The sequence below is a fragment of the Bacillus clarus genome, assembly GCF_000746925.1.
In the GTDB taxonomy this organism is placed as follows: domain Bacteria; phylum Bacillota; class Bacilli; order Bacillales; family Bacillaceae_G; genus Bacillus_A; species Bacillus_A clarus.
On the sequence record NZ_JMQC01000007.1, the window covers coordinates 70,658 to 86,780 of the forward strand.

At 30.9% G+C, this 16,123-nt stretch carries 21 protein-coding genes; 7 read left to right on the plus strand and 14 right to left on the minus strand.

Translation table 11 applies throughout. The annotated features are described in order from the left end of the window. Positions 1 to 159 precede the first annotated feature (159 nt). Genes DJ93_RS00635 through DJ93_RS00645 form a run of 3 tightly spaced genes read right to left on the minus strand, consistent with a single transcriptional unit; the run spans position 160 to position 2,214 of the window. Entirely contained in the window at positions 160 to 561 is a 402-nt protein-coding gene (locus DJ93_RS00635; RefSeq protein WP_042978717.1) for a hypothetical protein, read from the minus strand. Positions 562 to 594: 33 nt separating this feature from the next. Continuing rightward, positions 595 to 924, minus strand: coding sequence for a YolD-like family protein (locus DJ93_RS00640; RefSeq protein ID WP_042978718.1), 330 nt, complete (start codon positions 922 to 924; stop codon positions 595 to 597). Positions 925 to 939: 15 nt separating this feature from the next. Continuing rightward, positions 940 to 2,214 (minus strand): Y-family DNA polymerase, encoded by a 1,275-nt coding sequence (locus DJ93_RS00645; protein ID WP_042978719.1) that lies wholly within the window; start codon positions 2,212 to 2,214, stop codon positions 940 to 942. A 465-nt stretch (positions 2,215 to 2,679) separates the two neighbouring features. Between DJ93_RS00645 and DJ93_RS00650 the strand changes: the two genes are divergently transcribed. Then, on the plus strand, positions 2,680 to 2,910 hold the full coding sequence (locus DJ93_RS00650; RefSeq protein ID WP_042978720.1) for a helix-turn-helix transcriptional regulator: 231 nt from the start codon (positions 2,680 to 2,682) through the stop codon (positions 2,908 to 2,910). Here DJ93_RS00650 and DJ93_RS00655 read toward each other — a convergent pair whose 3' ends face one another. The 4 genes from DJ93_RS00655 to DJ93_RS00670 form a co-directional block, all read right to left on the minus strand. Continuing rightward, positions 2,911 to 3,525 (minus strand): replication-relaxation family protein, encoded by a 615-nt coding sequence (locus DJ93_RS00655; RefSeq protein WP_042978721.1) that lies wholly within the window; start codon positions 3,523 to 3,525, stop codon positions 2,911 to 2,913. Further along, positions 3,464 to 4,645 (minus strand): FtsK/SpoIIIE domain-containing protein, encoded by a 1,182-nt coding sequence (locus DJ93_RS00660; RefSeq protein WP_042978722.1) that lies wholly within the window; start codon positions 4,643 to 4,645, stop codon positions 3,464 to 3,466. Before DJ93_RS00660 ends, DJ93_RS00655 begins: the two co-directional genes overlap by 62 nt. Before the next feature lie 100 nt (positions 4,646 to 4,745). Further along, complete coding sequence (locus DJ93_RS00665) at positions 4,746 to 4,931, minus strand: hypothetical protein (RefSeq protein WP_042978723.1); 186 nt, start codon at positions 4,929 to 4,931, stop codon at positions 4,746 to 4,748. A 1-nt stretch (position 4,932) separates the two neighbouring features. Beyond that, on the minus strand, positions 4,933 to 5,229 hold the full coding sequence (locus tag DJ93_RS00670) for a hypothetical protein (RefSeq protein ID WP_042978724.1): 297 nt from the start codon (positions 5,227 to 5,229) through the stop codon (positions 4,933 to 4,935). Positions 5,230 to 5,521: 292 nt separating this feature from the next. Between DJ93_RS00670 and DJ93_RS00675 the strand changes: the two genes are divergently transcribed. The 3 genes from DJ93_RS00675 to DJ93_RS00685 all read left to right on the plus strand — a co-directional run bounded on the left by DJ93_RS00675 (position 5,522) and on the right by DJ93_RS00685 (position 8,429). Next, on the plus strand, positions 5,522 to 6,049 hold the full coding sequence (locus DJ93_RS00675; protein ID WP_241484230.1) for a hypothetical protein: 528 nt from the start codon (positions 5,522 to 5,524) through the stop codon (positions 6,047 to 6,049). 134 nt (positions 6,050 to 6,183) lie between these two features. Beyond that, positions 6,184 to 6,342: a hypothetical protein gene (locus tag DJ93_RS33030; RefSeq protein ID WP_181969253.1), complete on the plus strand. Its 159-nt coding sequence runs from the start codon at positions 6,184 to 6,186 to the stop codon at positions 6,340 to 6,342. Between the two features lie 872 nt (positions 6,343 to 7,214). After that, entirely contained in the window at positions 7,215 to 8,429 is a 1,215-nt protein-coding gene (locus tag DJ93_RS00685; protein WP_042978726.1) for a replication initiation protein, read from the plus strand. Positions 8,430 to 8,469: 40 nt separating this feature from the next. Here DJ93_RS00685 and DJ93_RS00690 read toward each other — a convergent pair whose 3' ends face one another. Beyond that, a complete protein-coding gene (locus DJ93_RS00690; protein ID WP_042978727.1) occupies positions 8,470 to 8,673 on the minus strand; it encodes a hypothetical protein in 204 nt (67 codons plus the stop codon). A gap of 209 nt (positions 8,674 to 8,882) precedes the next feature. On the opposite strand from DJ93_RS00690, the gene DJ93_RS00695 reads away from it, so the two are divergent. Both DJ93_RS00695 and DJ93_RS33035 read left to right on the plus strand, forming a co-directional pair. Further along, the gene (locus DJ93_RS00695) at positions 8,883 to 9,953 is read left to right on the plus strand and encodes a response regulator aspartate phosphatase (protein WP_042978728.1); all 1,071 of its coding nucleotides are present in this window, start codon (positions 8,883 to 8,885) and stop codon (positions 9,951 to 9,953) included. 13 nt (positions 9,954 to 9,966) lie between these two features. Further along, complete coding sequence (locus DJ93_RS33035) at positions 9,967 to 10,095, plus strand: Phr family secreted Rap phosphatase inhibitor (protein ID WP_196777056.1); 129 nt, start codon at positions 9,967 to 9,969, stop codon at positions 10,093 to 10,095. Positions 10,096 to 10,130: 35 nt separating this feature from the next. Here the strand turns inward: DJ93_RS33035 and DJ93_RS00700 are convergent, their stop codons facing one another. From DJ93_RS00700 to DJ93_RS00725, 6 genes are all read right to left on the minus strand, one after another. Then, positions 10,131 to 10,385 carry a hypothetical protein gene (locus DJ93_RS00700; protein WP_052109487.1) on the minus strand — a complete coding sequence of 85 codons (255 nt, stop codon included), beginning with the start codon at positions 10,383 to 10,385 and terminating at the stop codon, positions 10,131 to 10,133. A gap of 175 nt (positions 10,386 to 10,560) precedes the next feature. Next, a complete protein-coding gene (locus tag DJ93_RS00705; RefSeq protein WP_241484232.1) occupies positions 10,561 to 10,998 on the minus strand; it encodes a hypothetical protein in 438 nt (145 codons plus the stop codon). 9 nt (positions 10,999 to 11,007) lie between these two features. Then, positions 11,008 to 12,198, minus strand: a complete 1,191-nt coding sequence (locus DJ93_RS00710; RefSeq protein WP_042978729.1) for a ParM/StbA family protein — start codon at positions 12,196 to 12,198, stop codon at positions 11,008 to 11,010. A 248-nt stretch (positions 12,199 to 12,446) separates the two neighbouring features. Then, positions 12,447 to 13,001 carry a DUF3967 domain-containing protein gene (locus tag DJ93_RS00715; RefSeq protein ID WP_042978730.1) on the minus strand — a complete coding sequence of 185 codons (555 nt, stop codon included), beginning with the start codon at positions 12,999 to 13,001 and terminating at the stop codon, positions 12,447 to 12,449. A 651-nt stretch (positions 13,002 to 13,652) separates the two neighbouring features. After that, the gene (locus DJ93_RS00720; RefSeq protein ID WP_042978731.1) at positions 13,653 to 14,576 is read right to left on the minus strand and encodes a hypothetical protein; all 924 of its coding nucleotides are present in this window, start codon (positions 14,574 to 14,576) and stop codon (positions 13,653 to 13,655) included. A gap of 377 nt (positions 14,577 to 14,953) precedes the next feature. After that, on the minus strand, positions 14,954 to 15,475 hold the full coding sequence (locus DJ93_RS00725; RefSeq protein WP_042978732.1) for a helix-turn-helix domain-containing protein: 522 nt from the start codon (positions 15,473 to 15,475) through the stop codon (positions 14,954 to 14,956). A gap of 197 nt (positions 15,476 to 15,672) precedes the next feature. Here DJ93_RS00725 and DJ93_RS00730 point away from each other — a divergent pair, with 197 nt between their 5' ends. Further along, entirely contained in the window at positions 15,673 to 15,873 is a 201-nt protein-coding gene (locus DJ93_RS00730; protein WP_042978733.1) for a helix-turn-helix domain-containing protein, read from the plus strand. The last annotated feature ends 250 nt before the right edge of the window (positions 15,874 to 16,123 follow it).

The window sequence follows — 16,123 nt, forward strand, 5'->3', positions numbered from 1 at the left end:
CTACTGGATTTTTGGGGAAGAGAAGTTTGATTAGTTTTTCGGAATATCACTCGACGAACTCTTTATATATGACACTTGATTAGTTATTCAGCTATTAGCGCTAGTGTCGAATAAAACTTAGATTTTTAAATGAATTTATTGTTAGTTTACAATAGAGTCCTAATTAAAAGGGGCTCTATTTCTATGGTTGATACCTTCAAATTTTTTATCTTTCATTAGATCTATTTCACATTCAAGTTCTTTGGTTTCTATATTTAAAAAGTCCATTGTCATTGCAAGAACTTTTCCATCTTTATCTCTCTTAGATCCCCATAAACGAACAGCCTTATTGATTTTACTATCTTCATATGTGATTTGAACTGTTCTCAATTCTTCTCCATCCACAAATTCACGATATATCCAACACTCTTTAAATTCCAAATTTTCATCAGATTTATGCATATTATAATTCAACATTACTTCTTCTAATTCTGGAAATCCCAAGCCTTTTTTCTCTAAACAAATATACTCAAAATCCCAAAACTCCCTAAAATGATAGATAAGCTCTTTTTGACTTTTCATCATAATTCCCCCATCTAATATTTTTTTAAAGTGTTATGTATATTTGATATCTGCTACATGATTAATTTTTATATACTGTACATTATCATGTTGGTTCCTAATTCTTAATTCCTTACAAATCATATCGTAGTAATGAATATAACCCACTTCCGAATATGCTTTGTTTTGTTTTTGATATGAAATGCTTACTTGCTTATTTTCAGCAATTGCACAACACACAATATCATTTATAAGATTTAATTTTTGTTCATCTAAAATAGGCATCGGTACTTCATTTTGTTTTTCATACAATTCATTTAATCCCTCAAATTGTTCTTTTATTGCTGAGAATGGCATCCAACGCATCATACCTCTATCAATCATAATCTGCATTCCTCCTTATGATTTATGACCACCTATTTTTCCGTTTCTTTCCCTTTGTGTAGCCCCTTTAATGTAGCTGATACCCCTCATAATTGAATTCTTACCATGTTTATGCCGTATACTATCCATTGTTTTTGCTAATTTCCTTTTAGTATCTTTTTGGGAAGTATCTTCGAACAATGACATTTGAATTGCATCATCCCTGGTCAAATTCTTCAGTGTGATGTGTATTTGGCGCACCGGATGACCCGAATGAAATTTTTTAAGTAAGTCTAAACAAGCGGCATAGACATCTTCAGTTAAGCAAGTTGGTTGATCCAAGGTAATTGCTCGTTTAAATCCTCCACGAATGTATTTGCTGTAACCTATCCCAAGCTCAACCGTTCTACAGCATTTATCCATAGATCGTAAGCGAAAACAAGTTTCCTCAATCTGTTCTAAAATAAGCACTTTTAACTTATTAGGGCTATAACAATCTTCTAATAATAAGATTTGTCCTTTCGTTATAGACGTACTTTTCGGAATGTATTTATGAGCGATACGGCTTTCATCTATGCCATATGCGAAATGATATAGCTCTTCACCTTTAACCTTTCCAAATCGCTTAATTAAACGCTCTTTTGACGTGTTTGCAACATCCTTCAAGGAAAATAGCCCCATGCTATGCAACGATTCCTGTGTAGCTACTCCAATTCCGCATATTTTTTGGAGCGGTTTAATTTCCCATAATTTTTTCGAAACATCATTATATGACCACATCGCAATCCTAGAGCTTGAATGTTTACTTTCCACATCTAGAGCCACTTTAGAGAGAAATAGGTTTGGCGCAATCCCAATCGAGGCTGTTATGCCTGTTGTCTCATATATCTCTTTTTGAATCCTTTTAGCAATTACAATTGGATCACGACCAAATAGATGCGCTGTTTGTTGCATGTCTAGAAAGCACTCGTCTATCGAAAAAACGTGTAGATCTTCTAATGCTACATACTTGGTATAAATCTCTGTAATTTGATTTGAAATCTCAACGAATCTTCTCATTGTTGCATTCACAATAATGATGTTTGGATCTTTTGGAATTTCATATAATCTTGTTGCCGTAGAAATGCTCAGTTTTTTCAGTTCGGGAGTGGCAGCCAGCACAATAGATCCTTTTCTATTTACATCCCCAACGACAGCTAATTTTACTTTTAAAGGATCTAATCCTCTCATTACACACGCACAACTGGCAAAAAATGAACAAAGGTCTATGCAGAAAATCATTCGATTCATGCATTTTGAGTAATCAAACATTGTTTTATCCTCCAAAACAGAACGTTCGTTCTTATTATAAACCTTTTGTTTTGGATTATACAATCCCTTAGAAAATTTTTTTATTATCTTTTTGGTACGTGAAATTATATAAAATCCTTCAGCATTCGATCGCTGAACAATATGCTACCTCTTAATTTACTAAACTCGTTTTCATTACTTCAGAAATTAAGAAAAGCTTAAACCCTTGCTATACTAATGGATTTAAGCTTTTTATTTTGTAAGAATACCCTTTACAACAAGTTGCCATTAGGATAGTGTATCAGCAACTTGTAGCTATTACTATTCATGCTAGATTCCACAAAATTATTACATGTTTTTTTCATTTTTACTTCTTAATTTATTTTATGATGAAAACTAATCCGAAATTACAATTTGTTGAAGGTTTTAATAATTATAGATTTGGACAAGCTAGATTTATAAATAATAATTTTCCGAGGTGAGAATATGAGTTGGTTTGGTATAGGAAAACCTAGGAGTAAATTCGGCAAATTTATAGATAAACATAATTTAACTCAACAGGAAGTTGCAGAAAGGAGCGGTGTAAGTCAAGGTACGATTAGTCGCTTATGCAAAGGAAATGCATTTCTTCCATCTTTAAAAACTGGTTCCAAAATTATTGATACTTTAAAAAAGCTAACAAATAAAAATGTAGATTACAATGATTTTTGGCTTTAATTAAAAAATATCATCCATCACATAGGTTCTCATAAATACATTTTGTTTTATAGCGTATTGCTCCAACTTTGATTGTCGATAGTCTGATAATGTAAAAAAGATAATAACTGGAACAATAGCATTCTGTCTTTTATAGATATCTGTTATATGGCCATATAACTGTATTTTATGTTCGTTTGCCTTCATATGTTGCATACGATCTATTTCAACGAAATGGGGAACATTATCTTCAAAATACGTTGCGTCAGGAATCATCTGATACCGTTGACCATTAATTGAAAACTCTATAGATCTTTCTGTTTTCCATTCTGGAAATCCAAGCCACATCCAGCTTTCGTTTCTCATTAATATGTGCTGTAATTGACTACTTTTCTTTACTTCTCTTGTAATTCCTAATAAATCACGTCCCTTTTTGTTTAAATAATATACATGCTCACGAGCTATTTTAGTAATATGACAATACGGAGTCAGATCCTTTAGTACACGATTTGCATTTCTAATACTTCCTAGGCAGTGGATGGCTTGTAATTGCCTCCTAGTTGCAAAATCCAACTTACTCAAAGTGGATAAAATCTCGATTTGTCTCGTTTTCTGTTTGAGTGTTTGATGTCTCATTGCGTTTCACCACCCTGTATTGCTTCAGTAAACTCCACATGTCTTTATCCTTCAAATAAGGTACTTGAATTTCTTCTGTACGATCCGTTTTAAACAATGCTCTTCCTGGAAGGGAAGGTAGATCCTCAAGACCTGGTTCATCCAAAGCAACTTGAGAAGCAACCGCTGTTGGTAATCGAAAACCTAGCTTTGCATCAGCATTTTGTTTAATTTGCCTTGGTAGTGTGTCTGAAGTAGGATATTGAGTACAAAATATGAGCCGAAACCCTAACCCTCCTCCAACTCGTGCGATTTCAGATAACATCTCCTGGCACATGAATAATACATCACGTTGTTTTTTAGGTAATCCTTGTGTCGGACAAAGATTTGCCCCTTCATCCACTATGATGAAATATCGCTCCTTTATAGATGTATCTATGATATTAGTAAAGTAAGAATTTTTCATACCCTCAATTTGTTTAGCCATTTTCTCACGTACTTTAGCCAACATTTCTAACGCCTGTTCTGGATTTTCAGCTATTTCTACTACTTGAGACAGATCCTTGTAAGGACTAAATTCTAATCCTTCCTTCAGATCAATAATAAAAAACTTCACATGTCGAGGTTGTTGTAAAATTAAACTCGTCATCACATTTTTTAGAAATACTGTCTTTCCAAAACGCGTCATACCCGCTACGCACATGTGCGGCGTTTTCTCGAAATCATGATATGTGTGTTTATCTAACGATTTCCCCACCATAACTCTCCATGTATGCTCTTTTAACAGATTCTTAGACCAATTCCACATTTCAGGTATTTGTTGCTTAAATACACGAATATGAAGCTCTCTTTGATGGAACGATATTTTAACAGGTTTATATAGTCCTTCTTCTAAAACTTCAGCTAACTTTTTGATAAGTTGACTCGGTACGCCGAGTGGTAACTTGTAAACATAATTCATACTTATGTCATCTTCTACTTCTTTTATAAAAATGGGGTATTGTAATTCCCCTTTATGTTGGACGCATATCTTTGCAATTTCAAAAAACGTTGCAATTTTTTTCTTATCACTCATTCCGTTACTTTGATAAAAATAAGCTACAGTTAAAAAGGTTACTGGGATTAATAATAGCGACAACATTTCCTCCATACCTCCTTAAGGTAGTTGAGCCTGTATGGAAGCTTAGAAAAAACTGTTTAAGGTACGATATTATAATCACTTTCAACTACCAGATGTAATACTAACGTAGAAACACATCTAGTATATCCATTAGAACGTACCAAACACTCCCAATCAACAAGCATTTGAGACCCGCACGTAGCAACCATCCCGGAAGATAAAGACCTTTCTTCTTCAGCGATTTTATTCCTAAAATTGAAGCTCCTGTCACACCATATACAATCCCTAGCTCTCCAATGATTGTCATGTTAATCCCATCCTTTTGGTTTAATAGACAAATTCCCCTTACAATCCCTGTAAAGTTGATATTCATCTAATAGCTCATTCCAAGACACAGCCTGTTCATCACCATATAGATCTTCTTCAATTTTTTGACTTAAATAATAATAACCTTGGTATTGTCGATCTAGATAAACATCATGGCGTAACATATGCTCTTGTATGGCACAAATATCATCTTCTTTCTTTGTACCTTTGTACATTTGACCTAAAGTTCTTGAGGAATACAAATAGGGGGTACTGTACAACATCTGATATTGATTCATCCATTTCACCTTCCTTATTAAATTCCAGTTACACTAAATGAATATGGAGTTCACTCTTATTTTTGAATTTGTCCATAAAAAAAGACCAACCTAATTTTAATTATTTTTTGACAATTCCTTTCATAACGTAAAAATCAACGTTATATTAAAAAAGGGGATCATAGCATCTACATATTTACAATGAGGAGCGAATGCACAATGGGAGTTTAATGCTGAAAATTACATTAAACTGGCTCAAGCAACTGTTAAAGCATTAGTACAAGTAGGGCATTCCAATCATGTCCCCGCAATTATGCTAGACACAATGATTCAAGAATCTTTTCGATTAGCGGTAAAAGATATATTACTTGAAAATGGTTTTGATGAATTAGATATAGAAGAAATTGAAAAGCGAACCGATCGAATGTATGAAGAGGAAACTGAAGAATTATCTGAGGAACATAAGGGCTTTGATCTAGATTCTTATTTAGAACGATTGGATCTATTAAAAGACGACATTCGCTTAAAAGCATTTCGCAAGTTGTGTTCAAGCTACCATGTTTCAATGGGTCGTGTTGAAATACAAAAGCAATTTGAGACAAACATTTTACCAAGAGCAAAAGAAATTATCTCTATCATCTCTCCTGATCTTTTGGAATCTGATCTATTTATTAACCGTATAATAGAGTATGGAGTACAAACCATTGAATTAGAGACCATGTTAGAAGGAATGAAGGAAACACTTACAATACTTCATGAATTGTCTATTGTTCTAGAAGTTTCTACATTAGAAGACGTTCTAACAATTCAAAAAGAATATCATAATGCTAGAAGTAAGTGACATATATAAGCTTGATTACGTAGTGAAGTGAAATATAAAGAATATATGCTATAATAAGCGAAGATGATTGCAGAAGTTAGGGTGGAGGCTATCACTCCTTCTTTCTATTTTAGAAAGAAAGGGGGTGAAAAGCCATGGAAGTAATTCTTGAATTTCTAAAGGAAATTATGAAGGGTGTCGTTCGTGAAACGTTCGCACATCTCTTCAAAAAAAAGATCTTAGAACACAAGAAGCCCACCCTATTATCTCGCCGTCGGAAGCGTAAAAAAGGTGGACTTCGTAAGAAAAATTAAATTATGATAGCCACCACCTTGACGGTAGCAGTTATCTAGAGAGTGTACATGTTAGCGCATGTTGCTCTCTTTTTTATTGTATGATTTTTTAATCAGGTATATACCTTTGTTTGTATTTATATTATAGCATGTCCAAAGAGTTTTGCAATTAATTGACGTTTACATGTCTAAGAAAAATAACTATAACAAATTTGGTTATATGACGTGGAAACTTTATTTAAAAAATGATAGCATTATATATTTATATCCATTCAACATAATATTGTATGTTTTGTTTGTTTTATATATTAATTGTTTTATATGTTTTATATGTTTATATGTTTTAAGGGTATGAAATGTGCTGATATATAAGGGATTATGACACTTAACTATAACAAAAATGGTTTTAAAGATAACAAATTTGGTTTTAACTATAACGAAAATGGTTCTAAAGATAACAAATTTGGTTGCTTAACTATAACAAAAATGGTTCTAAAGATAACAAATTTGGTTTTAACTATAACAAAAATGGTTTTAAAGATAACAAATTTGGTTGCTTAACTATAACAAAAATGGTTCTAAAGGTAACGAATTTGGTTACTTAACTATAGCAAAAATGGTTCTAAAGATAACAAATTTGGTTGCTTAACTATACAAAATGATTTTAAAGATAACAAATTTGGTTACATACTATATAACTGTAGAGATTCTTTTATATTACTTCTTACTATGTTAAGCACTTTACATAATTCTTTTATGTAGAACCAAGTACTTTACAACCTTACAGTGAGCAACCCATTGTCGAGATTGATAAAAAACAACTATAACAAAGGAAATATATTTGTTATAGTTAGTGTAGTAGTTGAGGTAGGAAAGAAGGGACGTATGTAGGTATGTCTATAAATCAGGATTTGCAGATTAAAGAGAATAATATTGTTTCAAAATCAAATACTTTGATTGAAGCAAATTCACGTTTGAATTTAGTTGAACAAAAAATGTTACTTTGTTTGGCTAGTAATATTGAACCCAATGATCGGGATTTTAAAACTTATACATTTCCAATTAAACATTTTCATGATCTACTTGGTTTGAGTGGATCTACTAAATATTCGGAGTTAAGTAAAATTACAAAGGAATTATTATCTAAAGTAATTGAAATTCGAGCAGGGGAAGAATTGATACAAGTATCTTGGCTTTCTTCAGCAATTTATAACAGAAATAAAGGAACAATTGATATGCGTTTCGATCCTTTATTAAAGCCATTCCTATTAGAATTAAGCAATAAGTTTACAAGCTATAGATTGGCTAATGTTGTTAAATTGAAAAGTACATATGCTATACGTATTTATGAACTACTTAAGCAGTATGAAGACTTAAAAGAACGTACAATCAGTCTTGAAAATTTAAGGTATTACTTAGATGCAATGGATGTATACCCTAACTATGCAAATTTTAAGCAACGTGTGCTGAAACCTTCTCAAAAAGAATTAAATCAAAAAACTGATATTTCTTTTGAATTTGAAGAAATTAAATTGGCTAGGAAAGTACAAAAAATTAGATTTATTATCCGTAGCCAGAAAAAGAAAGATCCCGATTTAGTTCATTTTGAAAAGAAATTAGATAAATTTCAACAGTCAAATACATTTGAACAAAAAATCAAAAGGTTTGAAGAGCGATGTAAAGAAAAAGTGTTTCCTAAAGTGTTTAAAAAATGGGAAGCCCATAAAGAAATTGTATTAGAAATAATTGAGGATATACGTTTTCGTTCAGATATTGATTCCCCAATCGGTTATGTAGAATTTATTCTAAATTCCCGATTAAAAGAACTGTCTGATAAAGAAATATCAAACTTAAGCAATCAAAATCAAAATGAGTCTTATAACAGTAGTGCACTAGAGGTTGATAATATTATAGATTTAGTTATCAGTAAATATTCAACATCTACAGGGGCTGTAGCTACATTTTTAGTTAAAGATACAGCAATTGAGGAATTAGTCAAAGTAGTTACATTAGAAGAAGCTGAAGTTATTTGGAAAGATCATGAAACATTTGTCATGGATAAGATTTATGAATACATTAAAAAGAACAGTAGAAAGAAAAGATACTAGTGTTACATGAAAAAAGTTCTTTCATTCCGAAAGAACTTTTTTAAAATAAGGCAAGTTGTTCTTCCTCATTTTGCATGCTAATTTTCACTTTATATGTATAATACCTACCCATCCTATTCTTTATCTCATTTTCCACTTGCTGTATAGCAGCCTCGGGTGTATTTGCTGTAATGTATACAATATCGGGTCGATACACATCTCCATTAGGAGATGTAATTGTAAATTCAATTGGGTATTTTCCCATAATCCTCAATCCTTTTATGCTTTAATACTATAAGAGATAGTCTAATATACTTATAGCATATATTATTACAACCAAATAATTAACTGAATATTCTGAAATGTATTGAAAAATGCTTCTAAGTAATATGGACAATTGCATTATTTGATATTATATATTATAAGAATATTCCCTTTATTTTACGGGATTATGGGATGATGGGGGAGAAAGATATGAACGTTCATGTAAAAGGGAATGAACAATTGATACAAACTTTAAATGAATGGTACTTTAAAATTCGAGCAAGAGATCTTGATGCAGCAATTTGTTTAAAAGATAAGATCGACTTGGTTATAAATGAATTTAAAGAAGACCAAAATTTGATGTTACATTACTACCTCATAGATTTTCGTCATAATTATCTACTTAACAACCTAGGCGTTTCTACGGATAACTTTGATATTATCGATACATTTGTTATACCACAAGATAACTTTTTAACATATTATTATCATTTTTTCAAAGCGATTTACTATAACGCAATCGGAAATTATCAATCTTCAAGGAAATTCTATGATAAAGCAAAAGCTTTGTTAAAATATATCAATAATGAATTAGATGTTGCTGAATTTCATTACATGTTGGGATATACATTGTATGATACATACAATGGATTTCTGGCCTTACAAGAATTGTCAAAGGCTAAAGAGATATTTTCTAAATACCCTGAATGTGAAACTAACCTTGCTTTTTGTAATAATCTTTTGGGGTTAACTTATGCAGATTTATATGAATTTGAACTTGCGAATAAGTATTATACATTAGCATTAAACACCTTCAAAGCCATTAAAGAAGAGACCTTTATACTAATGGTAAAACAAAACATAGCTTTAATGCATGCTAAACAAGATCGTCCTGATTTAGCAATTCAGTTTCTGTCAGAAGTTAATAAAAAAATGTTAAACAATTATAAAGCTTTATTCGTTGAGGCAAGAGAATACGTTAAATTATTCGAAAAGGAAGTAGCCTGTGAGCGTATTGAGCGAGGAATAAACATCTGTAAACATCTTGGTATTGAAGAATATTTGCATCATTTCCGTATATTACAAGCATTAAACGATAATGTAGTTGCTTCAAAATTAGAGATTATTATCTTGGAAGGTATTGAATATTTTGAAAAACAAGAAATATCAGAGTATACTAAGGAATATCAAGAACAATTAGCGCATAAGTATTTTGAAGAAAAGAATTACCTTAAATCATGCGAATACTTCGAGTTATCTAGGAAGAAGAATATATTTTAAAAGGGTGATTTAAATGAAGAAACTCCATCGTAAGTCCATTGGGCTATTAGTAGCTATGACATTAATATTTAGTTTACAAGCTCCGGTAAGCAAAGTTATCCAAGATTTTGTTCAATATGCACATGGAAATGGAGGGGGATAATCCCCTCCATTTTCAATTATAAACAAAACTGAGTATTAAAAAAGAAAGTAAACTAACAAACATATTGCACATATAACGCTACCTACAACAATAATTGCAGCAGTTATTCCAAATAACAAATAACCAAGATAATAAAAACCTATACAGCTAAAGGCAGCAATCAATAAGATTCCAATAATTTGTAAACCTAATGATTTAAATAGGAAGAATACCATGAGAATAAATACCCAAAACATCAAAGATTTGAAAATTTGAGGTCGCTTATTTTGTTTGCTTGTTGGCATTTCCATAAACTCACCACTTTCATTGTATAAAAGTATGTATTTGAAAAACTATCTCTTATTTAAAATACAAAAATGGAGTGCCTTTTCTAATAAGTAAGCACTCCATCATGTCATTATGCATCTTGTTGTTTTTGCTTTTTTTCATAAAAATATTACTTTTAAAATTCACTTTAGAGAATTATTAATTTGTCCACTTATTGATATCTATATTTCTTTCTATAGGTTTATTCACTGGATCTTCTTGGGTTCTTTCTTCCGCTTTTTCAATATGAACATCTTTCGGCTGATTTTCTTCATTTGCGGTTCCGATTGAGCTTTCAACTTTTCCAATTACATTACCCTCTTCTGGCTGTTTGTACGTTAAAGGTGATTTAGACGGTACACCTCTTGGTATATCTCCTTGTAGCATGCCTTTTGCACTTAACAAGTCTTTCGCCATTCCAAGCTTTATTTCTTCGCTATCTACACTTTGTGTCCCGTATAACAATATAAAATGTTCTAACACTTTTCTTGTAGCTTCATTAGGGTTTTCCTGCGATTCTATCCAAACAAATAGTTCTGGACATCTTTGACGCATTTTCTCTGATAATGGAATTTGTATCGCTTTTGGTTTAGCCATCATAATCACCTATTTTACTTCTTCTTTTTGAAGTGCAATTGAACTAAATACTGTCATTCCTTTAACATTCATTTCCGTTGCATTCTTAGGATTAATCCATAATATTTTAATTTTTTTAGCATCACAAATTTCTTTTAAATCTTCGAAAAGATTCTCTTTTAATTGAATACTTCCACCACCATAGACTACAACAACTTCTACATCATATTTTAAATCTTGTAATTTAGTTTCCGCAGTATCTAACACTTCATCAGCCAAATTAAATTTTGCTCTTGCTAAGAATTTTTTAGCATCTTCATAATATTTAGGATGCTCTTCTTTTAGATATCCGGCAAACTCTTGTCTTTCTATAGAGAAACCCCATTCATCTTCAAAATCTTTTTTAGCACGTTCAATCGCATGACCTATACCATGTCTTTCTCCCGAACTGTGGTCATTATCATAATCATAACCTTTTGTAACAACATATTCTGTTGTTCCATCTCCAATATCTATGTGAAGTAGACGTTTTTCTTGGAAGTATTCACCTGTTATATCCTTCATATCATACGTTTCTTTAAATTCATTAAATGTGTCATCATTTCTATATTTCCCATTACCATCCTCGATTAAAGCAAATAGAGCAATAGTTCCTTCTTGTACAACAATAACTTTTTCGAATTTCAAAGTTACATAAACTCTCAAATCACCAACAGTTACAGTTACATGGTGACTACTATTTGTAAATCTTTCTGAAAGTTGTTTTGCTTTTTCTTTCGTCCATTCACTAGCTGGTAAAGCTGTAACCATTGAAACGTTTGTTTCTATATTTGCACCTTCTTTTAAGGAGCTCTGCTCTTTAAACATATCTTGAACCGAACGACAAGCGATTGAACTAACTGTTGTCATAATTGTAGTATCTTGCTTATGCTTACCACGGTTTGATTTAATGTTAAGGTTCTGAAGATCCTCACCAGAGCGAATAGCACGTTCTCCAACAAACACCCTTTGGGCTACTTGACCTTTTAAAGCTGATGAATTAACAGTAACATCCATATTACGAATTAAGCCATGCACTAATTCTTCAATTTTTTTATCTTGCGGAACAGGCTCTTTATATACATAACTATACGTATTTGGAAACTTCATCATTTCTCCATTAATCGTAATCTTTTTCTCGGAATTCCCATTATCATCTTCTACAAAATAATTGAATTTCATTTATAATACCCCTTTCTAATTGAAAATAAATTATTTTAAATTATCTTAATTACATTTTACCATAATCATCCGAAGGCAGCAATGAAAATAAATAATAATAAATCATTTTAAATTAAAATGATTTATTATTATTTAGAATTATTTATCTTTATTTAAAATGATTTATCACCAAAGTTTTTTTGATGTGAATTATTGTAATAACTCAAAATAAATTATTTTAAATTGAAATAAATTATTTTGAGGGTTTGTTATTTCCAAAATTCCCACCACTTTTTTTCTTTTTGTCTATTTTGAGATGCTACTATAAGTTGTTTAGTTTCTTGAATCTCTCTAACATGTGTTAATAGTAAAGAATCTCGTTCGTTGTATCTGTTCTCCATGCGTTCTAAGCGTTCGGCATTCACTACTTCAATACGTTCGAGCTGTTGAATTTTTTCTTTAAGTAAGATCTGTTCTTGAAGTAATTGTTCTATAAAACCTTTAGGTAAATTCATTACGTTCTCTGATAGAACGCTAGGCGTTCTGTTATCATTTTCTAGATCATTATCCACTTCAACTTCAGCCGAAGGAACAGATAAAACAACCTTCACCGCACCTTCAATACTCATTCCAGCCTCTTGGATCAGTTTTTTCATCTGTTCCAGTATTTTAATATCTCTTTGAACAAATGCACGACTATTTTTTGCGCCTTTTACAAAAGAATATTGTTCCTGTTCTAAAGCTATACACCATTTTCTAAGTGTACTTGTACCTATTTCTAAGTGTTCGGCAACATCTTTTGTCCAAAATGAGCGTTCTTGCAACTGTTCACCCTCCTTTATTTTTTATATAGAACGCTTCCACATAAATTGTTAAAAATCCTATAATTAAATTTTTTTCTATATAAAGAAAATCCCTAAACTTCGTTGAAAATTGCTATTTAAAATTAAAACGTATGTATTTTCTACAAAAACTAAATACTCAAATTTGTAATGTGTATCAAATTGTAAATTTATAGGGAAGTCGTTTGGATTCTTATAACTTTGCTCTAAGTATCATAAGTAAAAAGTATATCCTCCCTAAAGAGTAATAAATCTCACTATTTAAAATACAACTTGAAAATGAAGAATACTTATTTATTAAATCTTGTTTATAAATAGTAAAACCAATAAAAACATTAGAATTTTAATTTTGGGTTTTATTCTTACTCTCACAAGACTTTCAAAGTTTTATCTTAGTAAATTTCAAAGTTAATCCGTCAGTTAAAAATAGAACATTCAGATTTTAATGAATGGAAATTTTGCAGGTCAAAAGTTCATAAAACAATGTAAATACATAGAAAAGGAGCAATGTTTTTGAAGGATTTTATGTAGAAAAATGATAGGAGGGTCACAATCAAAAAGAGGACACGAGAAATAGCCTTGCTATATAAGGATTTTTTGAGCAAGGCTAGGTTATATTATGTTTTTTTAAAATTAATTGTTCTCTTCAAAAAATTTATAAATAACTAATTTACTATCACTTTTTTGATTAAACAGTGATAGTTTCTTTTGAGTATCACTATTTCTACGTTCTTGATTAATCTTAAGTTTTTGACCAAACATTTTTATAAAGTGGGCTGGAGTGCTAATATCAGATTTATTACTGTCAAACCATTCGACACAGTCTTTAAAAGCCCACTTCGCAGATGTCCCCATACTATTTATATCTGGTGGCAATCTTAATGCAATTGTGTACGCATCATTTTCAGATAGGTATGTTACCCCTTGACTTAAAATGTAGTAATATGCTTTTTTCTGATCGTCACTCAAATAATCGTGTAAGTCTTGTAATCTATCGTATTTTTCTTTTGCATCATGATCCGCAGCAGGTATTGATTGTGTATCATCATGATCGGGTACAACATTTTTTTTACTAATCTTGTTCTTTAAAAATCTAGTGAAAGTAGAGCAAACATCAATTACTAAAGCCCATTTTACCTTGAAGTATTCAATAATTTTTAAATAGTTATTATGTATTGTTAAGATGTAAACGGAAGGGGCGATCCTTCCATGCCGTCTTACCTTTATTTGTTGGCATACTCCTAAATCTTGCAACCAATTAAACACATAATTTATAAGAGGCTTTGAAATGCCGGATTTTTTGCTAATATGATCTTGTTTAACTTGGCTATATCCTTCTTGTACTAGGTACGATAAAACTGTTTCTAAAGCTTCATATTTACGTTTTGTGAGGTAATCCTTTGTAGTAACACCTTCATGTTCAAAGACAATATTATCAATATAAGTAGTGACTTTCTTGATTGATTGATTAATAGCCCCTGGTGTTTTGGATAAGTGTTTAATTCGAGGACTTAATTCAGCTTTTGCTCGACTAAGCAAAAAGTTATGCAATAACACGAAAAAACCTCCTGATTTTTTCCACCACCAATAAATAGAAAAATGCTGGGAAAATAGAGGTTTTTATTCACATTATATATATTAAGTGCTATAATGGTTGTAGATAATATATATTTTAATATGGATAAAACCCCTACTTTCTTAGGATTTTTAATTGATTCAGCGGCCAAACTGAAAGATCAATTAAAAATGGCTTGTGGTAGGGTTTTTTTATTTGTAATAATTTATAATAATTTAAACGAAAAATTTAATTATGCATTAATTTTATAACTATTAAGATAGAATTTCAATCTAATAATTAGTATTTTTTACTTAAACAGTTTGTATATTGAATAATTCAATTAAATTATCACATATAATATACAAACTTTAGGTCTCTAATATTTAGAGACCTTTTTTTGGATTTCATGTTGAAGATAATTGGTGAAATTAACGAAGTCTAGATGTAATTGATCGTATTTGTATCCAAAAAACCTAAGATATTCAGTAAGCTCTTTTTCTAATCGTTCTTGTTTTTCAAGAGGTAATATACGAATTTCTTGATGTAACTCTTTTACTTTTATATATATATCTTGTTTCTTTTCATGTTCGCTTATTGTTAAATATAGTTCTACATTATTAATTATATCTTGTTTATGCTCAATTTTTTCTGTAGGTGATTCATTATTTAGAGTAGTTGTCTCGCTAATTCCTATTAGATAATCAGCGCTGACATCAAAAATTTGTGCTATTGCAGCTAGTATATTGTAGGGTGGTTCTGATCCTTTTTTTTCCCAATTCGATACGGATGCTGAACTAAAAGAAGATCCTACAACTTCACTTATCTTTTCCCCTAATTCTTTCATTGTCCAACTTCGTTCTTGGCGTAATTTCCGTAAACGTTCGCTAAAAATATTCATATTTTTAGTCCTTTCATATAAAATCTCAGCCTAATTGTGTAAATAGTACTTAAATACGTAGAATTAACATATTATTCTGAGTGTATTTCGGTATATAAAACTAATTATTTTTTAGTTTCAGTAAATTTTACTTGTTTTTCACTTTAAAAGTGATGTATACTTATTTTATACTAATTGAGAGGAGGTAATTAATAATTATGTTGTTGAATGAACGACGATCAAAAGATTTCTCTTTAACACAACTCGGTCAAAAAATTAATATTAAACCTCAAGTTCTTCATGCGATTGAGAAAGGAAAAACAAGTGTTAATTCTGAACGAGCAGAAAAAATTGCTAAGTTTTTTAATAAACCGGTGGAATACTTTTTTATACCGACGTATTACAAGGTTCGAGAATAATTTAAAAAGAGTCACTTTGTTTTAAACAGATACAAATCAATTATATAAGACTAATTATAGTAAAAAAAACTAGTAATTCAAATAGAATTAACGATTCAAAAACGGATCTTTGAAAACTGCATATCATTTGAGGGAGCTGTTAGTATGTTGAAACGATCGTATCAAACTTTACTCATTATCATGAGTATGCTTCTAATTGTCTTAAATTTTGTATTTCCACTTACGAAAGCGAGTGCTGAAGTCATTAATC